The following is a 20,689-nucleotide window of genomic DNA, read 5'->3' as shown; positions in this document are numbered from 1 at the left end:
GCCGGCGCGTGGAGAACTTCCGATCCGACATGGGAAACAGGAGCCAGAAACCGAGATGAGCATCTTCCGACGGGACTGGGGCGGTCCGGGCCGGGTGAGCGTGGAGGTGGCGGCCGAACGCACCGGGCACGGCGACGGCGGGGCCGACGCCGTACTGCTGGACGTGCGGGAGCCGTACGAATGGCAGGCCGGGCACGCGCCGGGAGCCGTGCATCTGTCGTTGTCCGCGCTGGCCGCGGGGGCGGGATTGCCCGCCCGCGCGCAGGCGCGGCCCCTGATCGTGATCTGCCGCTCGGGCAACCGCTCCCGGCAGGCCGCGGAACTGCTCGTGGCCCGCGGCGCGCAGGCCGTCGACGTGATCGGCGGGATGCGGGACTGGGCCGCGGCGGGACTGCCGGTGGTGGACGCCCGCGGCGGCAACGGCACGATCGCGTGAGCGCGGTCATACTCGCCCTGGCCGCCGGAGCCGTGATCGGCCTGGCGCTCGGCGCGCTCGGCGGCGGCGGGAGCGTCCTGGCCGTCCCCGCGCTGATCTACCTGCTGGGCTTCAGTCCCGTCGGGGCGACGACCGCGAGCCTGGTCATCGTCACCCTCACCTCGGTCACCGCGCTCGTCGCGCACGCCCGCGACGGCCATGTCCGGTGGCGGACCGGGCTGCTGTTCGCGGCCGCCGGGATCGGCCCGGCGATGCTGGGCGGCGCGCTCGCCTCCAGTGTCCCGGCGGCCGTCCTGACGGCGGCGTTCGCCGTGGTCGCGGGAGTGGCCGCGGTGCGCATGCTGCGCTCCCGCCCGGCCGCGGACGGCGCCGTGACCGTGCGTCCGGGGCGGGCGGCAGCGGCGGGCGCCGGCCTCGGCGCGGTCACCGGCGTCCTCGGTGTCGGCGGCGGTTTCCTCGCCGTCCCGGCGCTGGTGGGCGTGCTCGGGATGCGGATGCGCAACGCGGTGGGCACCAGCCTGCTGGTCATCACCGTCAACTCGCTGGCCGCGCTGTCGATGCGCGCCGGTACGGTCGAGAGCCTGGACTGGGCGGTCGTGGGGCCGTTCATCGCGGCCGCGATCCTGGGTGCCTGGGACGGCAAGCGCCTGTCCGCGAAGGTCTCCGGGCACATGCTCCAGCGGATCTTCGCGGTGGTGCTGCTGGCCGTGGCGGCCTTTATGCTCGTCGACGCGCTGCGGTGAGCGACCGCGCGGCGGGCGCCCTCCGCGTGATCAGGCCAGGGACAGGAACAGCTTCTCCAGGCGGGCGCGCATCGCCACCGGATCCTCGCCGTTCTTGCGCCCGGACTCCATGTCCGTCACGCACTGCTGCAGGCCGGTGGCGATGATCGCGAAACCGGCGCGGTCCAGCGCGCGGGACGCGGCGGCGAGCTGCGTGACGACCTCCTCGCAGTCACGGCCTTCCTCGATCATCCGGATCACTCCGGAGATCTGACCCTGCGCGCGGCGCAGCCGGTTCAGCACGGCCTTGAGATCCGCGCCCTCGAGTTCCAGTTCCACGATCACTCCTCGAAAAATACCCCTAGGGGTACTGTACGTCCCGGTTCGGGACGGCGTCGACCATTAAGGATCACACCTGTCATGACCCACCCCTCCACACCCCTCTCCCTCGGCCCCGAGCAGGCCCGCACCCGGTTGCACGAACTCACCGTCATCGACGTGCGCACGCCCGCCGAGTACGCCTCCGGTCATCTCCCGGGGGCGGTGAACATCCCGCTGGACCACGTCCGGCGGGCGCTGCCGGAGATACGGCACGCCGCCGAACGCGGTGACGTCCTCGTCGTGTGCGCCTCCGGGGCCCGCTCCGAGAACGCCTGCAAGCTGCTGGCCGAGGAGGGCATCGCCACGGCGACCCTCGCCGACGGCACCGGCGCCTGGGCGGCCGAGGGACACGACCTGCACACGCCGGCCGCCTGCGCGACCCGCTCCGCCTGGAGCATGGAGCGCCAGGTGCGTTTCACCGCCGGCACGCTGGTCCTCCTCGGCCTCGCCGTGGGGCTGCTCGTGCATCCGGCCCTCCTGCTGATCCCGGCCGGCATGGCGGGCGGCCTGGTCTTCTCCGCCCTGACCAACACGTGCGGCATGGCGGCCGTGCTCGGCAGACTGCCGCACAACCGTCCGCGCGCGGCCGACCTGGACGCCGCCCTGACGGTTCTGCGGACCCGCTGAATCCACGATCCCGGGCACCCGTGCGGTCGGCGCGGGTGCCCTCGGCCGTAGCGGGCCGTCGATACCGGTCCGGGCATTCAGTCGGGGCAACCGGCCCCGGGCCGCGTTTGTTCCACGCAGACCGGCGGCAGCGGGAACCAGCGCATCCGCTCGAAGTCGGCGGCCAGTCCGGTCGGGCCGACGTCGAGACGGCCGGGACGGGCGGCCAGCACCTCGCGGGCGCGGTCGAGCTGTCCGGCCAGGGCCTCCTCGCCCAGTCCCGGGCGGCGGACGGCCGGCGCGGTGATCCGCCCGTCGGCGCCGAAGCGCACGTCGGTCAGCCGTAGCGGGGGTTCGGCTGGGCCGTTGTGGTGGCGCCACTGCCCGGTGTGGGGGTCGAAGCGGTAGTCGGGCAGGAGCCGGTGGCCGTGCGTGGCGATCAGGTCGACGGAGTCGACGAGGTAGTCGCGGACGGTGTCGCTGATGAAGTAGTTGAAGTTGAGGCGTATCCAGCCGTACTTGATGCCGTCGCAGCCGTGCACGACCTCGTCGCGCAGTGCGTGGGAGGTGGCGGCGTCGATGGCCAGCAGGCGGTGCCCGTAGGGGCCGGCGCAGGAGCAGCCGCCGCGGGCCTGGATACCGAAGAGGTCGTTGAGCAGGGCGACGACGTAGTTGTGGTGCAGATACGCGTGCTCGCCGTGGCGGATGCGGAAGGAGACGATGGACAGCCGGCGGGCGTGGTGGTCGCCGAGGATCTCGATGCCGGGGTTGCCGTCCCACCGGGCGAGGGCGTACCGCCAGTGCCGTTCCTCGGCGGCCTGGATGGTGTCGGTGCCGACGGCCTGCTTGAGGGCGAAGACCAGACCGGCCCGCACGGACTCGACGATCGCCGGGGTGCCGCCCTCCTCCCGGGCCACCGGGTCGTCGAGGTAGCGATGGCCGAGGGGGTCGACGAAGGAGACCGTGCCCCCGCCGGGCGCCGTGGGCACGCGGTTGCGCACCAGTTCGCGCCGCACGACGAGCACGCCCGGGGTCTGCGGGCCGCCGACGAACTTGTGCGGCGACAGGAACAGGGCGTCCTTGTGGTCCCCGGCCCCCGGCGCGCTCTCGGCCGTCCGGATCGGGATGTACGGCGCCGCCGCCGCGTAGTCCCAGAAGGACAGGGCGCCGTGCGCGTGCAGCAGGGCGGCGACGCGGTCGGTGTCGGTGAGGATGCCGGTGACGTTGGACGCGGCGGAGAAGCTGCCGATCAGTAGCGGGCGTTGGGCGTACCGCCGCAGTTCCGTCTCCAGCCGGTCGAGGTCGATGTGGCCGTCGGCGTCCGCGTCGATCACCACGACGTCGGCGACCGACTCGCGCCACGGCAGTTCGTTGGAGTGGTGCTCGTACGGGCCGACGAACACCACCGGACGCTTCTCCGGCTCCACCCGGTCTCCGTCCCGCAGCCGAAGGATGCCGACCAGCTTGTTGACCGCGGCGGTCGCGCCGGAACCGCAGAAGATCACCAGGTCGTCCGCCGTGCCGCCGACCGCGTCACGGATGATTCGGCGGGCGTCCTCGCGCAGCCGGGTCGTCTGCAGGCCGGTGCTGGAGCTCTCGGTGTGGGTGTTGCCGTAGCGCGGCAGCACCTGTTCGCGGACGAAGTCCTCGACGAAGTCCAGCGAACGGCCGGACGCGGTGTAGTCGGCGTACACGATCCGTTTCGGGCCGTAGGGTCCCTCCAGCACCTCGTCGTCGCCGATGAGGCCGGCTCTGATCCGTTCGACGAGCGTCGGCGCGGCCGGTGGGAACGGATCCGGGCCGACGGTCAGCGGGGTGGTGTCGCTCATCGTCGGGTCCCTTCGCCGGTGCCGGCCACTGCGCCCCCAATACCCTGCAGGGTATTTTCCCACAGTCGGCCGGTCGGTGCCTCGGGCCGGGACGGTCTTGGCCGGAGTCCGACGACGAGTCCGACGCGGGTGTCATCTCCGCACGGCGCGTACGAGTACGTCGAGAGCCGTGCGGCCGACTCCCTCGGCGTCGGTCACCGGCCGGGCGACCGTCTCGGACCGCACGATGTCGGCGGACGGCCGCCACAGGTCGGCGACCTGCTCCGGCGTGTACAGCACGCCCGGGTCCTGCGGGCCGCCGTGGCCGCGCGCCGGATTGGCCGCGTCGTGGCCGACCAGCAGGAGTGTTCCGCCCGCGCGGACGCAGACGGCGGCCCGGGTCAGCACCCGGGCCATCTCCGGCCACGGCAGGTGGAGATAGGAGATCAGGGCGAGGCCGTACGTCGCCGGTGGGGCCGTCCAGGTCGTGAGGTCGGCCCGGACGGTGCGCAGCCGCACACCGCGGCCGGCGGCCAGCCGCTCGGCCTTTTCCAGCGCGACGCCGGAGAAGTCCACGGCGTCGACCTCCCAGCCACGCTCCGCCAGCCAGACCGCGTTACGCCCCTCGCCGGCCGCGAGGTCGACCGCCCGCCCGGACGGTTCCAGATCGCGCAGTTCCTCCTCGACGAACCGGTTGGGCTCGGCCCGCCACACCAGTTCGCTGCCCCGATACCGCTGGTCCCAGTCCGCTGCGTCCACCGTGGGCACCTCGTTCCTCGGTCGGTGTGGAAACCCCGCTCCTACTGTCGCCGACACAGGGGCGGTCGCGGCTGATTCACGCGTCGGCGGGTGCGGGCAGGGCGAGCCAGGCGCCGTAGCCGCCGAGGAGGTCGGAGACGTCGGTGCGGCCTTCGTGGCGCAGGAGGCTGGCGGCGATGGAGGAGCGGTGGCCGCCGGCGCAGTGCACGACCAGGGGGCGGTCGGCGGGGATCTCCTCGGTCCGACGGACGAGTTCGGCCAGCGGGATGTGCAGCGAGCCCTCGATAAAGCCCTCTTCGCGCTCGGCGGTGTTGCGCACGTCGAGGACCAGCGGCGGTTCCTCACTGTCCAGCAGACGGCGCAGTTCGTCGGCGGTCAGGCGGCTGGCCTGCTCCATCTCGTCGGCCAGGGCCGGGAAGGCGCCCTCGGGCTCGCGCAGGTAGCCGCCGACCTTGTCGAAGCCGATCCGCGCGAGCCGGGTGACGATCTCCTCCTCCCGGTCCTGCGGCGCGACGACGACGACGTCCTGGTCGGGGGCGACGACCATGCCGGCCTGCTCGGCGAAGCGGCCGTCCGCGGGCACGTTGACCGAGCCGCGCAGATACCCCGGGGCGAAGTCCTGCGGTGAGCGGGCGTCGACCACGACCGCCCCCGCCGCGCGCCGCTGCATGAACTCCTCGACCGACAGCGGCCGGGGCGCGGCGGCGCCGTCGAACAGGCCGTGCTGTTTGCGGTTGAGGATGGCGTCGTAGACGAAGTAGGCCGGCGCGGACGGCTGCCCCTCCGTGACCAGCTCCACAAACCTTTCCTCGCTCATCGGGCGGCAGGCGTAGTTGGTGGCGCGCTGTTCGCCGATGGTGGACTGGCGCTGGGTGGAGAGGTTCTTGCCGCAGGCGGAGCCCGCGCCGTGGGCGGGGAAGACCCGCACCGCGTCCGGCAGGTCCATCAGCTTGTGCTGGATGGTGTCGTAGAGCATCGCGCCGAGTTCGTCGGCGGTCACGCCGATGGAGGCCAGCAGGTCGGGCCGTCCGACGTCGCCGATGAACAGCGCGTCGCCGGTGAGCACGCCGTAGGGGACAGCGTCGGCCGCGTGTTCGTAGACCAGGACGCTGATGGACTCCGGGGTGTGGCCGGGGGTTTCGAGGATCCTGAGCTGGACGTCGCCGAGGGTGATGCGTTCGCCGTCGAGAAGCTTGTGGATGGGGTACTCGGCCTCGGCGCGCTGTCCGTAGCCGATCCAGGCGCCGGTGCGGTCGGCGAGTTCCAGGTGGCCGGCGAGGAAGTCGGCGTGGAAGTGGGTGTTGATGACCGCCTCGATGGTGAAACCGTGGGCGGCGGCGTCGGTGAGGTACTCGGAGATGTCGCGGCGGGGGTCGACGACGACGGCCTTGCCGGTGGTCTCGTCGGCGATCATGTAGGACGCCTGGGAGAGGCAGTCGAGGTAGTACTGGGCGAAGAACATGGTCGGGTGACCTCCATGAGGAAGGGGCTAATTACCCCGGGGGGTATGTGGAAGTGTCTGGTCCGCCCTTGTCGGAGGGTGGGCTGGTGGTCGGCCCGGGTCGGGGGATGTCCCGGGCCGACCGGTCAGAGGCGGCCGGTGAGCATGCCGTGCCAGTAGATCGGCGGCAGTCCGTACCGTTTGAACGCCCACATCGTGCGCCGTTCCTTGAAGGGGTCGAGCAGCGGGAAGGAGGGCGTGGGGTTGAGGTCGTAGTCGAACTCGGCGAGCAGCATCCGGTCCCGGGCCGTCACCAGTGGGCAGGACGTGTAGCCGTCGTAGCGGTGGGAGGGGGAGCGGCCGTTCATGACGTCCAGCAGGTTGCCGGCCACGACCGGGGCCTGTTTGCGCACGGCGGCGCCGGTCTTGGAGGTGGGCAGGTTGGCCACGTCGCCGAGCGCGAAGACGTTCTCGTACGACGGGTGCCGGAGGGTGTGCTTGTCCGCGGCGACGAACCCCTGCGGGCTGGCGGGGTCGGCGAGTGGGCTGGCCTTGACCCAGTCGGGTGCGCTCTGCGGCGGCACGGCGTGCAGGAGGTCGTAGCCGAGGATCTCCTTGGTGCCGTTGGCGTGGTCGGTGACGGTGAGTTCGCGGGCGTCGCCGTCGACGGCGGTCATCTCGGAGCGCAGCCGCACCTCGATGTTGTAGCGGGCGGCGACCTTCTCCAAGACCTGGGACCAGGCGGGCACCTTGAACATCGCCGGATCGGGGATGACCAGGATGACGCGGATGTCGTCCAGGACCTTCTGCTTGCGCCAGTGGTCGGCGGCCAGGTAGGCGATCTTCTGTGGGGCGCCGCCGCACTTGAGCGGGGTCGCGGGGTGGGTGAAGACGGCCGTGCCCGAGCGCATCCGCTGGATGAGGTCCCAGGTGCGCGGGGCGTACTCGGGGGCGTAGTTGCTGCTGACCACGTCGTGGCCGACCGCCTCGGCCAGGCCCGGCACGCCGTTCCAGTCGAGCTGGATGCCGGGCGCCATCACCAGGTACTCGTAGGTGAGGTGGTCGCCGCCGGACAGCCGCACCGTACGGGCTTCGGCGTCCACGGCCACCGCGCGGCGACGGATCCAGCGCACCCCGTCGGGGATGACGGAGCCCTCGGGGCGCCGGGTGCCGCTCAGCGAGGCCTGGCCGCCACCGACCAGGGTCCACAGCGGCTGGTACCAGTGGGTGTCGGAGGGTTCGATCAGGGTGATGTCGCTGACGCCGGCCCGCCTGAGGCGGGCCGCGACACTGATCCCGGCGCTGCCTCCGCCGATGACGGCGACGCGGTGACGGCCCTCGAGCGGGGCGTCGGAGGGGGAGGGGGTGGCGGCCAAGGCGGTGCTCCTTTCCGGTGGCCGGTGGTGCGGGTCACGGGTTCGGGGTCCGGGCGGGTGTCAGGCCACGCGCTCGGCGGGGCCGACGGCGATCGGGCGGCCGCCGCGGGCCCAGGCGCCGGTACCGCCGGCCACGGAGTAGGCGTCGATGCCGCGGGCGGTCATCCAGTCGGCGGCGCTCTTGCTGCGGTTGCCGCTGGCGCAGATGACGAACACCGGGCGGTCGGTGGGCAGTTCGCCGCACCGGGTGGGCACCGTCCGCAGCGGCATCGGCCGGGCGCCCGGCACGTGCCCGGCTGCGTACTCGTCGGGCTCTCGTACGTCGACCACGAGCCCGCCGTCGGCCCAGGCGGCCGCCAGTTCGTCGACAGATGCTTCACGAGCCATTTGGTTGCCTCCTCAAATACCCCCGGGGGTGTCTTGTCGGCGAGGGTACGGGCCTCCGGCAGGAGCGTCAAATACCCCTGGGGGTATTTGCCCGCGAGGCAACACGTGGCTCGGCGGCGGGCCCTCGAAGGAGCCGGGAACCGCGCCGACGAGTGGGTCAGGAGGGGGTGTCCAGGGAGAGCTGGGCGCGGTGGAAGTCGAAGTGCCGTGTGGGGTACCGGTAGACGTCCTCCAGGGTCATGGTGTCCGCGAAGAACGGGTCCCATCGCACGGGGAAGTGCATCGTGCGCGCCAACTCCGTGTCCCGCTCGGCATCCAGGCGGCGGGAGAGGGCCGCGACGGTGCGATCGAACTTCGCGCCCATGCGGCGGTGGCCGTACACCCGGGCACCGCCCACGGCGCCCCAGTAGTTGATCACGTCGAACGGGCGCGTCGAAGCGTTCAGCAGACGCGCCCAGGCGCGGCTCGCGCCCGGCGGAAGGCGGCCGAAGAGCCGTACGAGCGGCAGCAGGGCCAGTACGACGAGGTAGCCGAACAGCATGTGGTAAAGCAGCTGTTCATTCGTCCAGCGGGTTCCGCTGCTTCGGCGACGCAGGTCCTCGGCGCTCGCCGAGTCCAGCAGCGCGTGGAAGACCGCACCGGCCTGCCGGAGCTCCGCGTGCACGACTTCCCGGTCCATGGCGCCTCCCGGAGGTGTCCGTCGAGCCCCATCATGGCGCCCGCCGGGGCATTCTCACCCGGCTCGTCGTCGCGGCCGCCGTCCTCACCGCCGCCTCCGGCCTGCTCGCCGCCCGCTGGATCACCGAGCGGCACACGGAGAGGCCGCGGTAGGCTGCGCCACCTGCACGGAGTGGGGTGGAATGGACGTCCTGGGAGTCGACGCCTGCGGCAAGCAGGGCTGGGTCGGGATCACGCTCACGGACGGCGCCTACGCGGGCAGCCTGGTGGACATCCGGCTCGACTCGCTGATCGAGCGGGCCGCCGGAGTACGCGTGATCGCGGTGGACATGCCGCTCGGCCTGGTCGAGAAGGGCTGGCGCGCCGCGGACCTTGCGGCCAGGGCCCTGCTCGGGGTACGGCGCGGCAGTGTCTTCCTGATCGCACCTCGGCCGGCGTGGCAGGAGCGGGAGTACGCGGCGGCCGCGGACCGCTGCCAGGAGCTCACCGGCAACCGGCTCAGCCGTCAGGCGTGGGCGCTGGCCCCGAAACTGTTCGAGGCCCGGGCGTGCTGGCTGGCCGACCGGCGGCTGCACGAGGTCCATCCCGAACTGTCCTTCCAGACGCTCGCGGGCGGGGTGCCGCTGACCCACCCGAAGAAGACCTGGCGGGGTCAGCACCTGCGGCGCTCCTTGCTGGCCGGGGCCGGGATCGTGCTTCCGGACGCGCTGGGCGAGGCGGACCGCGTTCCCGCAGACGACGTGCTCGACGCCGCCGTCGCGGCCTGGTCGGCGCACCGGATCGCCCGAGGCACCGCCGGCCGAGTTCCCGAGGCGCCCGAACCGGACGCGGAAGGCCGAGCCGTCGAGATCCGGTTCTGACGAGATCCGGTTCTGACCGGCCGCCGCACAACGGACGTGGACCGGGCGGCAGCCGGCGGGTCGGACCGGGCGGCAGCCGGTGGGTGGCGCCGGTCGGCAGCCGTGGTGGCCGATCGGCCCTATGGCGACGGGGCCCGCCGAGTGAGTCTGAAAGTGGAGACGCTCTCATGTCTGGAGGTGGGAGCCATGATGATGAGCCGTCTGGTGGTCGTGGGCGTGGACGGTTCGGCGTCGAGCCTCGCCGCCGTCGACGTGGCGGCCCGGGAGGCCCGGTCGCGCGAGGCCGGTCTGCGCGTTGTGCACGCCTTCCTGTGGCCCGCGACCCACGTCCCCCTGGGACCGTGGCCGCTGGGACCGCCCGAGGGCGGGGTCCGGAACATGGTCGAACACCTGGTGGCCGAGGCGGTGGAACGAGCGCACAAGGCAGCACCGGAGGTCGAGGTCAGCCACGTCGTGGTGACCGGTGAACCACTGACCGTACTGGAGGCCCAGTCCCGGGCCGCCGAGCTCGTGGTGGTCGGGTCCCGCGGGATGGGCGGGTTCGTCGGGCTGCTGGTGGGATCGACGGCGGTGCACCTGGTGGCGCACGGCCGCTGCCCTGTGCTGGTCGTACGCGAGGAACCGAACCCCGACGGGCCGATCGTGCTGGGCGTGGACGGCTCGCCCGCGAGTGAGCGGGCGGTGGACTTCGCCTTTGCCGAGGCGGCGCTGCGCGGTACCGCCCTGACGGCGGTGCACGCCTGGACCACCTGGAACGCGCCGCTGCCTCCGCCGCAGGACGCCTCCATGCCGTACGCGAACCCGCCGGGCGCGCTGGCCGCCGAGGAGGAGTGCCTGCTGGCCGAGGCCCTCGCCGGCCACCAGGAACGGTATCCGGAGGTGACCGTGGAGCATCGGGTCGTGCACGGCAGGACACGCGAAACGCTGATCGAGGCCAGCCGCTCCGCCCAGCTGCTGGTGGTCGGCGCCCGGGGCCGCGACGGCTTCGCGGGCCTGCTGCTGGGCTCCGTCAGCCAGGCCCTGCTGTACCACGCGCAGTGCCCCGTGGCGGTGGTCCGTGGAGAGGACGCACACCACTGACACCCGCCCCCGCGCTGCCGCGGGAGCCCCTGAATCGGCGCGGAAAGGCACGGACCGCCGACGCCGGTCCCGGCGTTGCCGCCGGGAGTGGCGGCACCCAGCGGGAGTCTCGCGTGGTGGCGCCGGAAGGCACGGACCGCCAGTGGCGGTCCCCGTGTCGGCGCCGGGAGTTGCGGCACCCAGCGGGAGCCCCGGTGGCTGCGGCGGACTTCCCCGGGTTGGCAGGGAAGGCCGGAGGGGGCCGACTGGTCCCCCTGGCGGTCGGATGGCCCCTGCCGCCCGGCGACGGCCGCGTCGAAGCTGGGAGGCGGAAGCTGGGAGCGACCGCTCTCCGGTGGTCCTTCGGGACGGGAGCGCGCCATGAGTGATGCGGTGGTCGTCGGGGTGGACGGTTCCGCCTCCGGCCTCAACGCGGTCGCGGTGGCGGCTCGTGAGGCGCACCTGCGGGCCGCGCCCCTGCGGATCGTGCACGCCTGCGACCGTCCTCCGCCGTTCCTCCCGCCGGGTGCAGAGCCCTGGCCCCCGCTCGACCCCGTACTGGAACCGATGGTGCAAGGGGTACTGGCACGAGCCGAGGAACGGGCGTACGAGGCGGCGCCGGACATCGACGTCTTCCGGTCGGTGGTGACCGGCGAGCCGCTCGAAGTGCTGGAGGTCGAGTCCCGGTCGGCGGCGCTGGCGGTGGTCGGCGGTCGGGGCCAGTCCGCGTTCGCCGGGCTGCTGCTGGGCTCGACGGCGGTACAGCTGGCCGCTCACGGCCGCTGTCCGCTGATGGTGGTCCGCGGCCGCCCGGCCCCGGACGGCCCGGTGCTGCTGGCCGTGGACGGCTCCCCGGCGGGTGAGGCGGCAGTGGAGTTCGCGTTGACGGAGGCGGCGCTGCGCGACGTACCGCTGGTGGCGCTGCACGTGTGGAACACCTGGAGCGCACGCGCCCAAGAAAGCCCCGGCGACCCGCCGCTCGCCGTCGTGTCGGACGTCGACCACCTCCGTGATGTCGAGCAGCGCCTGCTGGACGAGACCGTCGCCCGTCACCGTCCGAACCGTCCGAACCCGCCGCAGGTCGCCGTCGAGCGGCGCCTGGTGCGCTCCCGGATCCGCCCCGCCCTGATCGACGCCAGCCGAGAGGCTCAGCTGATGGTGGTCGGCGCCCGGGGCCGGGGCGGCTTCACCGGCCTGCTGCTCGGCTCGGTCGGCCAGGCCCTCCTGCACCACGCCCACTGCCCCGTCACCGTCGTCCGCGGCAAGGAGTGACCATGCCTCAGCAGGCGCCGTCCACGCCGACGCTCCACGAGACCCTCGCCGAACCGGTGACGGACGCTCATTGGCGGGAGGCCGACGAGGTGGCCGGCCGGCTCGGCGTGGACCCGGCCACCGGCCTGACCACGGCCGACGCCGAACAGCGCGCCGACACCTGGGGCGCCAACGAACTGGCCGAACCCGCCCGCCGGCCGCAATGGCTCCGCCTGCTGGACCAGTTCCGCAGCTTTCTCATCGGCATCCTGATCGCCGCCGCCGTCGTCGCCGGGATCATCGGCGACATCAGGGACGCCGTCGTCATCGCCATCGTCCTGCTCATCAACGCCACCCTCGGCTACCTCCAGGAACGCCGGGCCGAACGCAGCCTGGAGGCGCTGCGCCAGATGCTGGTGCCCACCGCCCGGGTGCGCCGCGGCGGCCACGTGAGGGAGCTGCCCGCCCGCGCCCTGGTGCCCGGCGACATCGTCCTGCTGGAGGCGGGCGACCGTGTCCCCGCCGACGGCCGCCTCGTGGTCGCCGCGTCGGTCGAGGCCGCCGAGGCCGCGCTGACCGGGGAGTCCCAGCCGGTCGCCAAGACCACGGCGCCGAGTGCGGCCGACGACGGTGCCGTCCCCGTCGCGGAGCGCACCGGCATGCTCTTCATGAACACCGCGCTGACCCGGGGCCGCGCCGAGATGATCGTCACCGCTACCGGCATGCGCACCGAGGTCGGAGCCATCGCCGAGGCACTGCGCACCGAGGGCGAACCCCCCAGCCCGCTGACGGTCCAGATGGACAGTCTGGGCCGGCGGCTGGCCCTGGTCAGCGGTGTCGCCGTGGCCGCCTACGCGCTCGTCGCCCTCGTCCGCGGCGAGGACCTGGCCGACCTGGCGCTGCGCGCGGTGGCCCTGGCGGTGGCCGCGATCCCCGAGGGACTGCCCGCCGTCATCGCCCTCACCCTCGCTCTCGGCGTCTACCGCATGGCCGGCCGCGGCGCCATCGTGAAACGCCTGGCCTCGGTCGAGGCGCTGGGCTCCGCGACCGTGGTGTGCAGCGACAAGACCGGCACCCTGACCCTGAACGAGATGACGGCCCGCGCGCTGTGGGCGGCGGGCCGCCGGTACGACGTCACCGGCGAGGGCTACGACACCGCCGGTACCGTCCGCTCCACCGATTCCGGCCCGTCGGCCGAACTGCTCGACGCGGTAAGGCCGTTCGCGCTGTGCAACGACGCCCGCCTCACACCCGACGGACCCATCGGCGATCCCACCGAGGCAGCCCTCGTCGTGCTCGCCGCCAAGACCGGGCTCGACGTCGACGCCCTGCGAGCCCGCACACCGCGCGACGGCGAGGTCCCCTTCGACCCCGCCGCGAAGTACATGGCCACCTTCCACACCGGAACCGACGGCCGCACCCGCGTCCACGTCAAGGGCGCCGTCGACGTCCTCCTGGACCGGTGCACCGACGTACTGACCGCACAGGGCCCCGCGCCGCTCACCGCCGAGCGCCGACGCGAGGTCACCGAGGCCGCCCGGCGGATGGGCAGCCGGGGCCTGCGGGTCCTCGCCGCCGCCACCGCCGACCACGCGGACGCCCGCGAGGTGATGGGGCTGACCCTGACCGCTGTCGCCGGTATCGCCGACCCGCCCCGCCCGCAGGCCCGCGAGGCCGTCGCCCTGGCCCGGGGCGCCGGCGTCGCCGTCAAGATGGTCACCGGGGACCACGCCGACACCGCTGCGGCCGTCGCGGGCGAACTCGGCATCACGGGTGACGTCGTCACCGGCACCGACCTGGACCGGATGGACGAGCAGGACCTCGCCAGCCGCATCGAGGACATCGGCGTCTTCGCCCGCGTCGCCCCCGAGCACAAGGTCGCCATCGTCCGCGCCCTGTCCCGGCGGGGCCACATCGTGGCCATGACCGGCGACGGCGTGAACGACGCCGCCGCCCTGCGCGCCGCCCACATCGGCGTCGCGATGGGCGGGACCGGCACCGACGTCGCCAAGGAGGCCGCCGACATGGTCCTCACCGACGACGACTTCTCCACCATCGTCCGCGCGGTGCGCGAGGGCCGATCCATCTACGACAACATCGTGACCTTCGTGCGCTTCCAGCTGTCCACCAACATCGGGGCCATCATGACGCTGCTGGTCACCGTACTGGCCGGACTGCCCGCCCCCATGTCCGCGATCCAGCTGCTGTGGATCAACATCATCATGGACGGGCCGCCCGCCATGGCCCTGGGCGTCGACCCGCCCAGGGACGACGTCATGAACCGACCGCCCCGCGCCCCCGGCGAACGCATGCTGAACGCGCGCCGGCTGACCGACATCACCCGCTCCGGCGCCGTCATGGCCCTCGGGACGGTCGCCGTCTTCGCCGCCGCCCGACAGCTCACCGACGAAACGACCGCCGCCACCATGGCGTTCACCACCTTCGTGCTCTACCAGCTCTGCAACGCCCTGACGGCCCGCAGCGAGGAAGGCCCCGTCCTGGGCCGCCACCAACTGCACAACCGCGTTCTGTGGAGCTGCCTCGCCGTCGTCCTCGTCCTGCAGTTCATCGCCGTACAAGTGCCGTTCGCGCACGGCGTGTTCGACACCGTCTCCCTCGCCCCCGCCCAGTGGGCGATCTGCCTGGCCACCGCCTCCACCGTGATCCTGACCGAACACGTCTGGCGTGCCCTGCGGGCACGGTTCGCCGGCGGTTCCCGCGTGGGCCGTCCTCACTGAGGGGCCGTGCTGCCGAGAGGCTCAGCGGCACGATGTCCGGGCCCAACGGCCCTTGGGCACCGTCCGCGAGGGGGCATAGCGTCGGCCGCAGGAGCGGGTGACACGCGACGGCCGGAGCGAAGCGAGGTCGGGAGGTGGCCGACGTGGACACCGCAGTCGGGACGGCCGGCCGTGCGGCGACGGGAACGAGGATCGACCTGGACGGTGTGTGCCGTCGTTACCGGGTGGGGCAGACCACCGTCACCGCACTGGACGGCGTCGATCTGCACGTGGACGAGAACGCCTTCGTCGTCGTGCTGGGCGCGTCCGGATCGGGCAGGACCGAGAGCGTGGACGCGCTGCGCAAGGGCGTCGAGGAGTTCACCGGCATCCTCGACATCGCCGCCGGCGTGACCCTCGCCCTGGCGGTGCTGATCGCCTTCAACGCCGCGAGCATCTCCGCCGACGAACGCTCCCGGGAGAACGCCACCATGTTCGCCTTCGGACTGCCCGTCCGTACCGTCCTGGGCATGGCCGTCGCCGAGAGCGCCCTCCTCGGCACGCTCGGCACCGCCGCCGGGATCGTGCTGGGCCAGGGCATCGACCGCTGGATGGTCCGGGTCCAACTCGCCCGCACCATGCCGGAGATCGGCTTCGACGTCACCCTCGCCCCCGGCACCTGTCTCACCGCGCTCCTCCTCGGCATCGTCGCCGTGGCCCTCACCCCGCTGCTGACCGCCCGCCGCCTGCGGCGCATTAACATCCCCGCGACCCTGCGCGTGGTCGAATGACCGGGCACGGGTCACCGAACAGCCGCCGTCCCCGCGGGAAGGCCGGCCTCCGGCGCCCGCGCCGTTTCGCCCTGGGGGCCGCCGCGATCATGCTGTCGGTCACCGCGTGCAGCGGCCGGTCCGGACCGGCCGCCGGCACGGCACCCCCGGTCCCCTCCGTATCGGCGTCGCGTACGGCGGGCGTACGGTCGGGCTTCGTCGCGTTCGGGGACTTCGGCACCGGCAACGCGGCGCAGCGCGCGGTGGCCCGGGCCATGGAGACCTGGGCCCGGACCGGGCACCGGGTGGACGCCCTGGTCACCACCGGGGACAACGTCTATCCCGACGGCAGCCCCAGCCTGTTCGCATCCCGGCTCGACCAGCCCTACCGCATCCTGCGACGCCCGATGTGGATCAGCCTCGGCAACCACGACGTCCAGAACGGCCACGGGACCGCGGAACTGCGTCATCTGGGCCTGCCCAAGCCGCCGTACGCGAAGCGGCTGCCCGGCGCGCAGCTGCTGTTCCTCGACGCCGACCGCCCCGACGCGGCCCAGACCCGCTGGCTGGAGGACCGCCTGTCCGCCGCCGGACCGCCCGTTCGCGTGGTGGTCTTCCACCAGCCCGCCTGGTCCTGCTCGCTGCACGGGTCCACGCCCGCCGTGGACGCCCGCTGGGTTCCTGTCCTGGAACGCCATCGCGTCACGCTCGTGCTGAACGGACACGACCACAACTACCAGCGGTTCACCTCCGCGCGCGGGGTCACGTACATCGTGACGGGAGGCGGCGGCGCCGCGCTGTACCCCGTCGCCTCCGGCTGCCGTACCCCGCACCGCGCGGCCGCCGTCTCGCGCCACCACTTCACGGCCGTCGAGCTCACCGCGACCCGCGTGACCGTCACCGCGGTGAGCGACGACGGAGCTGTCCTGGACCGCGTCGTCCTGCCCGTGCCGCGGTCGTGAGCGGGGCGGGCCGGTGACACGTGCGGCCGAGCCCCGCCCCGCGTCAGCGCCCGGGGCGCGTTACGTTGGCGGTGTCGTTTCCCTGCCGTTCGTGGGCTGTCCGCTGTGTCCTGCGCTTTGTGCGGCAGCGGAAGGCCACCATCTTGCAAGGGGGAGCGGGGACATGACCAGAAACCTGCACGCGGACACCAGTGCCGTCCGGAGCGAAGTGCCCTTAGCCCACGGGCCGTGGTGGAGCCGGGACGGCCGCGCGTGGCCGGCGCTGGTGGCGGCCGCCTTCACCCTGGCGCAGCTGCTGCTCGTCCGGCCCGGAATGGGGCTGGGCTGGGACGAGACGGTGTACGTCAGCCAGGTCAGCCCGCAGGCACCGGCGGCCTTCTTCAGCGCGCCACGCACCCGCGGGGTCTCCGTGCTGGTGGCGCCCGTCGCCGCCTGGTCGACGTCGACGCCGTTGCTGCGGGTGTATTTGGCGCTGCTCTCGGGGCTCGGCCTGTACCTGGCCCTGCGCTGCTGGCGGGGCCTGTTCCCGGCGCGCGTCCTGGCCGTGGGCGGCGCGCTGTTCGCGAGCCTGTGGGTGACCTTGTTCTACGGCCCGCAGGCGATGGCCAACCTGTGGGTGGCCCTCGGCGCGCTCGCCGCCGTCGGCTGCTTCCTGCGTGCCGGAGCCGACCGCACCCGCCGTGCCCCGCTGTGGGGGCTGGCGTTCAGCGCGGCCCTGATGGCCCTGATGCGGCCCACCGACGCCGTGTGGGCGGCGTTGCCGATGCTCGTGCTGCCGGTGGCCGCCCGGCGGTTCCGGCAGCCCCGGCTGCTGCTCGCGCTCGTCGGAGGGCTGGTCGCCGGGGCGGCCGAGTGGGTGGTCGAGGCGTACGTGAGCTTCGGCGGTGTCGCGGAGCGGCTGTCCAGGGGCTCCGACATCCAGGGCGGTCTCGGCTGGAACTTCGCGGTCGACGACCAGCTGCGCAGCCTCGGCGGCCGGTCGCTGTGCCGCCCGTGCACCGGAGCGATGCCCCATGTGGCGGTGTACGCCTGGTGGCTGGCGCTGCCCGTGCTCGCCGCCGTAGGACTGCTCGTCGCCGTGCGCGCCCGCCGTACCCTGCCCACGCTGCTGCCGCTGGCCTGCGCCACGACGGCCGCGGTCCCGTACCTGTTCATGATCGACTACGCGGCGCCCCGCTTCCTCCTGCCCGCCTACGCCCTGGTGGCGATTCCGGTCGCCGACGCCCTCGGGTGGCTGGTGACGGCGCCGAGCGCGCCGTGGCGGCGGCTTGCGACGGTGCTCCTCGCGGTGGGGCTGGCCGGACATCTGGCGGTGCAGTACGTGGTGCTGGAACGCACCGTGGACCGCGCCACCGCCAGCCATCGCGACTGGGCGCGCACGGCCGACGCGCTGCATCGCGAGGGTGTGCGGCCGCCCTGCGTGGTCGCGAGCCACGGCACCGATGTGCCGCCCATACCGATCGCGTTCTACGCCGGGTGTTCCTCCGCCGCCACGAAGGGCCACAACGCCAACACGACGGCCGCGCGGCTCGCGGGAACCGCGCGGCGCACACCGGTCGCGGTCCTCACCACCGCCACCGGCCGCGCGCCTTCGTATGCGCGCGGCTGGCACTTGGTCCACCTGGACGGGCCGGTGTACGCCTACCTCAGCCCGCTCCCGGCGGCGGGGAGGTCGGGGCGGTGATCGGTGGTGCGCCGTGTGAGCCGGTGGCAGGTGGTCAGGCGTGCTTGTGCAGCTCTCGTTCGATCTCCTCGGCTGTCACGTCGTGGCGGAAGTACAGGTCCCATGCGGAGAGGATCATGAACAGGCCCCATACGCCCAGGACCCAGCCCGGCCAGAAGTAACCCAGGCCGGTGATCGCCCAGACGCCGATGAGGAACGCGTTGACGATGGCGTACGCCATCAGATCGCCGCGCCACCTCCGCTTCTTCTGGGCGCGTGTCCGCGCCCGCTCGTGGTCCGGTGACGTACTGGTGTGAGTCATGACGTCACCCCCTCGGGGAAATGTCTCACTTTCATCGTCCCGCCGTCGCCGGGCGCGGCTCGGGGCCGTTCGTCCCGCACCGGCGGGACGTTGGTCCCCGGCACGAGAAGGGCTGCGGCGGGCGCCATGTCTACGGGGCGAGGGAGAAGTAGTTCTCCTCCTCCTGGGTGAAGTGCAGGCGCAGGACGGTGTTCAGGCCGTAGAGGCAGGAGCGCAGGTCGTCGAGTTGTTCGGGCGCCAGACCGCCTTCGGCGTGGGCGAGTTCCAGGTGTGTGGCGACGCGGCGGGAGAGGCGTTCGATCTCGGTGTGGGCGCGGCTCATGGTCGCGGTGGCCTCGGGACCGCCGAGGGTGGGGGCGAGGGCCGGATACAGCTGGTGCTCCTCGGCGTATTCGTGCGGCAGCAGGCGTTCGGTGAGCAGCCGGTGGGTCTCCTCGACCGCGGCCAGGGCCTTGGGCCCAGGCGTGTCGGAGAGACGGTCGGCGGCGGCCCGAACGGATTCGAGGACGTCCTGCAGGTCGTCGTGTTCGGCGGCGAAGCGGTGGATGAGGGCCTCGGCGGCGGGAGTCAGCGGCGGACGGGCCGCCTGGTCGACACGCAGCGCACGCAGGGCGTTGAGGATGACGGCCACGTCGATGCCCTCCTGGAGCAGGGCGCCGGCGGCGGGCGGGAGCAGGCCGAAGGCGGCCGCGGCCATGGCGGCCAGGGACATCAGCATGCCGCCGAGGGCGCTCTGTACGGCGATACGGCGGGCGCGCTGGGCGATGGTCACGGCGTCGCCGAGCCGGTCGACGCGGTCGGTGGTCAGGACGATGTCGGCGGCTTCGGAGGAGGCGGTGGAGCCGCGGGCCCCCATGGCCACGCCGATGTCGGCGGCGGCGAGGGCGGGGGCGTCGTTGACGCCGTCGCCGACCATCACGGTGACCGCGCGCTCGCGCTCGGCGCGGACGACGGCGACCTTGTCGGCGGGGCCGAGCTCGGCACGCACCTCGTCCAGACCGAGAACGGCGGCGACCTCTCGGGCCGGCGCGGCGCGGTCACCGGTGAGCATCAGCAGCCGCTCGATGCCGGCGGCCCGCAGATGGCGCAGGGTGCGCGGGGCGTCGTGGCGCAGCGGGTCCCGCAGGAGGACGGCGCCGGCGGGTTCGCCGTCGAGGGTGAGCCAGGCGATGGCCGCGCCGTCGAGGAGGGCGCGGTTGTCGACCGCCTTGGCCCAGACGGGAGGTTCCTCCTCGCGGCCCAGGCGCCCGATGGAGACCCGGTGTCCGTCCACGACGCCGGTGGCGCCGCGGCCCGGTTCCTCGGTGACGTCCGTCGGGGCCGACAGCTCCAGCTTGCGTTCCCGCGCGGTGTCGACGATGGCCTGGGCCAGGACATGCGGCGAGTACTGGTCGAGGGAGGCCGCCAGACGCAGCACCTCGGCCGGCTTGAGACCGGGGGCGGCGGTGATGTCGAGGACGCGCGGACGTCCTCGGGTGAGGGTGCCGGTCTTGTCGAGCAGGAGGGTGCGGGCGCGGCCCAGGTTCTCCAGGGCGCCGCCGTCACGGATGACCACACCGAGCCGGGAGGCGCGGGACAGGCCGGAGACGATGGCCACCGGGGCGGCCAGCAGCAGCGGGCAGGGGGTGGCGACGACCAGGACGGCCACCGCGCGCACGGCGGAACCGCTGATCAGCCACGCCAGTCCCGCGACCACGAGGGAAAGGGGCAGGAACCAGGCCGCGTACCGGTCGGCCAGCCGCACGACCGGCGCCGACTCGGCCCCCGCCTCCTGGGCCAGCCGTACGATGCCGGCGTAGGTGCTGTCCTGCTCGGCGGCGGTCGCCCGCAGCTCGAAGGCACCGCCGGCGTTCACGGCGCCGCTGCGCACTCCTTCACCCTGGATCCGCTCGACCTGGAGGGGTTCACCGGTGAGCACCGACTCGTCCAGGACGGCGACCGTGCTCTCCACACGGCCGTCGACGGGGACGACCTCGCCGGGCCGTACGACGAGCAGGTCGCCGACGGCGATCTCCGCCAGCGGCACGGTGTCGACCCCGGCGTCCGTGCGGCGGTGTGCCGAACGGGGGGCGTGTTCGAGCAACGCGCGCAGATCGTGGGAGGCCCGTCGCTGGGCGGCCGCCTCCAGGGTGCGGCCGGTGGCGAGCATGAGGGCGATCAGCGCACCGGCCAGGTACTCGCCGACGGCCAGCGTGCCCCCGAGCGCGAGGACGGCGATCAGATCCACTCCCGTCTGACCGCGCCGCAGCGCGCTGAGCACCCACCCCACCGCGGGGACGACGGCGGCCACGGTGCCCAGGCCCCAGAACAGGTCGGCGAGGCCCCCGGCGTCCGCCAGCCAGGCGATGACACCGCCGGTCAGAGCGGCCGCCGTGACGACCAGGAGGACCGGCTCGAGCCGTGGGGCCACCACTGCGGCGGTCAGCCTGCGCAGCCGTGCGATGCGGTCGGAGTGGTTCATGACACACCTCGGAGGGGCCGCCGCGGCGGC

The 20,689-nt window shown here is 73.3% G+C and carries 20 protein-coding genes; 11 read left to right on the top strand and 9 right to left on the bottom strand.

Features of this window, described 5'->3' with window-relative positions:
• Nucleotides 1–55 precede the first annotated feature (55 nt).
• Both ACIGDI_RS20820 and ACIGDI_RS20815 read left to right on the top strand, forming a co-directional pair.
• Entirely contained in the window at nucleotides 56–436 is a 381-nt protein-coding gene (locus tag ACIGDI_RS20820) for a rhodanese-like domain-containing protein (protein WP_399898522.1), read from the top strand.
• The gene (locus tag ACIGDI_RS20815; RefSeq protein ID WP_399898521.1) at nucleotides 433–1,179 is read left to right on the top strand and encodes a sulfite exporter TauE/SafE family protein; all 747 of its coding nucleotides are present in this window, start codon (nucleotides 433–435) and stop codon (nucleotides 1,177–1,179) included. The genes ACIGDI_RS20820 and ACIGDI_RS20815 overlap by 4 nt, the downstream gene beginning before the upstream one ends.
• Before the next feature lie 30 nt (nucleotides 1,180–1,209).
• On the opposite strand, the gene ACIGDI_RS20810 is transcribed toward ACIGDI_RS20815, so the two are convergent.
• Nucleotides 1,210–1,497 carry a metal-sensitive transcriptional regulator gene (locus ACIGDI_RS20810; RefSeq protein ID WP_399898519.1) on the bottom strand — a complete coding sequence of 96 codons (288 nt, stop codon included), beginning with the start codon at nucleotides 1,495–1,497 and terminating at the stop codon, nucleotides 1,210–1,212.
• Nucleotides 1,498–1,578: 81 nt separating this feature from the next.
• On the opposite strand from ACIGDI_RS20810, the gene ACIGDI_RS20805 reads away from it, so the two are divergent.
• Complete coding sequence (locus ACIGDI_RS20805; protein ID WP_399898517.1) at nucleotides 1,579–2,166, top strand: rhodanese-like domain-containing protein; 588 nt, start codon at nucleotides 1,579–1,581, stop codon at nucleotides 2,164–2,166.
• 77 nt (nucleotides 2,167–2,243) lie between these two features.
• On the opposite strand, the gene ACIGDI_RS20800 is transcribed toward ACIGDI_RS20805, so the two are convergent.
• The 6 genes from ACIGDI_RS20800 to ACIGDI_RS20775 form a co-directional block, all read right to left on the bottom strand.
• Nucleotides 2,244–3,974, bottom strand: a complete 1,731-nt coding sequence (locus tag ACIGDI_RS20800; RefSeq protein ID WP_399898515.1) for an aminotransferase class V-fold PLP-dependent enzyme — start codon at nucleotides 3,972–3,974, stop codon at nucleotides 2,244–2,246.
• A 132-nt stretch (nucleotides 3,975–4,106) separates the two neighbouring features.
• On the bottom strand, nucleotides 4,107–4,712 hold the full coding sequence (locus ACIGDI_RS20795) for a class I SAM-dependent methyltransferase (RefSeq protein ID WP_399898513.1): 606 nt from the start codon (nucleotides 4,710–4,712) through the stop codon (nucleotides 4,107–4,109).
• Between the two features lie 76 nt (nucleotides 4,713–4,788).
• Nucleotides 4,789–6,174, bottom strand: coding sequence for a rhodanese-like domain-containing protein (locus tag ACIGDI_RS20790; protein WP_399898511.1), 1,386 nt, complete (start codon nucleotides 6,172–6,174; stop codon nucleotides 4,789–4,791).
• Between the two features lie 125 nt (nucleotides 6,175–6,299).
• On the bottom strand, nucleotides 6,300–7,529 hold the full coding sequence (locus ACIGDI_RS20785; protein WP_399898509.1) for an FAD-dependent oxidoreductase: 1,230 nt from the start codon (nucleotides 7,527–7,529) through the stop codon (nucleotides 6,300–6,302).
• A 60-nt stretch (nucleotides 7,530–7,589) separates the two neighbouring features.
• Nucleotides 7,590–7,916, bottom strand: coding sequence for a rhodanese-like domain-containing protein (locus ACIGDI_RS20780; RefSeq protein ID WP_399898507.1), 327 nt, complete (start codon nucleotides 7,914–7,916; stop codon nucleotides 7,590–7,592).
• Between the two features lie 157 nt (nucleotides 7,917–8,073).
• The gene (locus tag ACIGDI_RS20775; RefSeq protein WP_399898505.1) at nucleotides 8,074–8,595 is read right to left on the bottom strand and encodes a DinB family protein; all 522 of its coding nucleotides are present in this window, start codon (nucleotides 8,593–8,595) and stop codon (nucleotides 8,074–8,076) included.
• Nucleotides 8,596–8,609: 14 nt separating this feature from the next.
• On the opposite strand from ACIGDI_RS20775, the gene ACIGDI_RS20770 reads away from it, so the two are divergent.
• The 8 genes from ACIGDI_RS20770 (at nucleotide 8,610) to ACIGDI_RS20735 (ending at nucleotide 17,897) form a co-directional block, all read left to right on the top strand.
• The gene (locus ACIGDI_RS20770; RefSeq protein ID WP_399898503.1) at nucleotides 8,610–8,747 is read left to right on the top strand and encodes a hypothetical protein; all 138 of its coding nucleotides are present in this window, start codon (nucleotides 8,610–8,612) and stop codon (nucleotides 8,745–8,747) included.
• A gap of 29 nt (nucleotides 8,748–8,776) precedes the next feature.
• The gene (locus ACIGDI_RS20765) at nucleotides 8,777–9,454 is read left to right on the top strand and encodes a DUF429 domain-containing protein (RefSeq protein WP_399898501.1); all 678 of its coding nucleotides are present in this window, start codon (nucleotides 8,777–8,779) and stop codon (nucleotides 9,452–9,454) included.
• Nucleotides 9,455–9,646: 192 nt separating this feature from the next.
• Nucleotides 9,647–10,534 carry a universal stress protein gene (locus ACIGDI_RS20760; RefSeq protein WP_399898898.1) on the top strand — a complete coding sequence of 296 codons (888 nt, stop codon included), beginning with the start codon at nucleotides 9,647–9,649 and terminating at the stop codon, nucleotides 10,532–10,534.
• 360 nt (nucleotides 10,535–10,894) lie between these two features.
• Nucleotides 10,895–11,785: a universal stress protein gene (locus ACIGDI_RS20755; protein ID WP_399898499.1), complete on the top strand. Its 891-nt coding sequence runs from the start codon at nucleotides 10,895–10,897 to the stop codon at nucleotides 11,783–11,785.
• Nucleotides 11,786–11,787: 2 nt separating this feature from the next.
• Nucleotides 11,788–14,502, top strand: coding sequence for a cation-translocating P-type ATPase (locus tag ACIGDI_RS20750; protein ID WP_399898497.1), 2,715 nt, complete (start codon nucleotides 11,788–11,790; stop codon nucleotides 14,500–14,502).
• Between the two features lie 143 nt (nucleotides 14,503–14,645).
• Nucleotides 14,646–15,272, top strand: a complete 627-nt coding sequence (locus tag ACIGDI_RS20745) for an FtsX-like permease family protein (RefSeq protein WP_399898495.1) — start codon at nucleotides 14,646–14,648, stop codon at nucleotides 15,270–15,272.
• An 89-nt stretch (nucleotides 15,273–15,361) separates the two neighbouring features.
• Entirely contained in the window at nucleotides 15,362–16,213 is an 852-nt protein-coding gene (locus ACIGDI_RS20740) for a metallophosphoesterase family protein (RefSeq protein WP_399898493.1), read from the top strand.
• A 163-nt stretch (nucleotides 16,214–16,376) separates the two neighbouring features.
• A complete protein-coding gene (locus ACIGDI_RS20735) occupies nucleotides 16,377–17,897 on the top strand; it encodes a hypothetical protein (RefSeq protein ID WP_399898491.1) in 1,521 nt (506 codons plus the stop codon).
• Between the two features lie 34 nt (nucleotides 17,898–17,931).
• Here the strand turns inward: ACIGDI_RS20735 and ACIGDI_RS20730 are convergent, their stop codons facing one another.
• Nucleotides 17,932–18,198: a 2TM domain-containing protein gene (locus tag ACIGDI_RS20730; protein WP_399898489.1), complete on the bottom strand. Its 267-nt coding sequence runs from the start codon at nucleotides 18,196–18,198 to the stop codon at nucleotides 17,932–17,934.
• Between the two features lie 130 nt (nucleotides 18,199–18,328).
• Complete coding sequence (locus ACIGDI_RS20725; protein ID WP_399898487.1) at nucleotides 18,329–20,659, bottom strand: heavy metal translocating P-type ATPase; 2,331 nt, start codon at nucleotides 20,657–20,659, stop codon at nucleotides 18,329–18,331.
• Between the last annotated feature and the right edge of the window lie 30 nt (nucleotides 20,660–20,689).

The sequence above is a fragment of the Streptomyces sp. NPDC085900 genome, assembly GCF_044540925.1.
Classification (GTDB): domain Bacteria; phylum Actinomycetota; class Actinomycetes; order Streptomycetales; family Streptomycetaceae; genus Streptomyces; species Streptomyces gilvifuscus.
The sequence above is the reverse complement of the archived record's forward strand: the minus strand, read 5'-3'. Positions and strand labels throughout refer to the sequence as shown.